At 36.4% G+C, this 1,078-nt stretch carries 2 protein-coding genes; both read left to right on the top strand.

The genetic code is table 11. The features are described from left to right. Window positions 1-441, top strand: a 441-nt coding sequence (locus GMD6S_RS09400) for a hypothetical protein (RefSeq protein WP_000330030.1), incomplete at its 5' end; no start/stop codon positions are given. A gap of 85 nt (window positions 442-526) precedes the next feature. Next, a partial coding sequence (locus GMD6S_RS09395; RefSeq protein ID WP_000820263.1) for a hypothetical protein occupies window positions 527-1,078 on the top strand: 552 nt, incomplete at its 3' end.

Genomic DNA, 1,078 nt, shown 5'->3' with positions numbered 1-1,078 from the left:
TATTACGAGAGTAAAGAAGCCATTTTTCTAGACATCTATATAGATGAAAACAACCGTGTTCGTCAAGCTATGATCGAAGAATTGGATTGGGAAATTGATATGATTGACCTCATTGGTCAACTATTTGCTCAGTCCAGAACTCTCGTTTCTTCCAATAAAATCCTTTCAGAATGGTACAATCCTGCCATAGCCGATGAGTTGCATAGCTACTATTCCTCAGAAGAAGGCAAAGTCGCAAATCCTTTTCATCAGTTTCTAGTTAAAACTTTTACAAATCGTATGCAGGATGAAGGGTACTCGCCAGAAAAGATTCAAGAGATTTTACAGGTTTATAATCTGTTTTACTATATGGATATGCACATCACGGAAAAAGATTTTCCAGATATTGGCAAAACTGTTGAAATACTTGCAACCAACTTCATTAAAGGAGTTCTAAAATAAAGAATGGATTTCTTTATTTTTTGAAAAGATATGAATGAATTATTTTATAGTTCATTCATAAAATTAAGAACAGGAGTCATAAAAAATGAAAAGAGGTAAAAAAATGTTTATTATCATTCTATCAACACTTGGATTACTAGCCCTTATAACTTGGAGTGCCATCGCCTATCTTGGACGAAGCCAGCCATTATCGATAAAATCCATCGAAAACCCTAGCGGAGATCTATATTTAATTCATATTACAAAACCGAGTCATCAAATCTGGAAAGCTGGGGCTTATGCTAAGTTTACACTCCCTGATGCCTCGTCTACTGCTAAAAAATATGAAGCTAAGGGAGAGCAAACCAGTCGATGGCTAACCATTGCCTCCACACCTGATGAAGATGAAATTCTCATTTTGACTCATAATAGTGGTAGCAACTTTAAGAACACCTTGACACATTTACCATCTGGCAGTGAGATTGAGATGAGTTGGCTGGATTCCTCTTTGACTGTTAAAGATACGAATAAGCCACTAGTTTGCTTTGCATCTGATGTCGGCATTTCTTCTCTACGCCCCCTTATCAAAGAATGGGCTGGTAAATGTCCGATTATTCTCAACCATTTTGACAAAGGAGTTACTATTTTCGATAATGAG

It is taken from the genome of Streptococcus sp. GMD6S (assembly GCF_000297015.1).
Note: the sequence above shows the minus strand (reverse complement) of the source record. Positions and strands in the feature narration are given on the sequence as shown.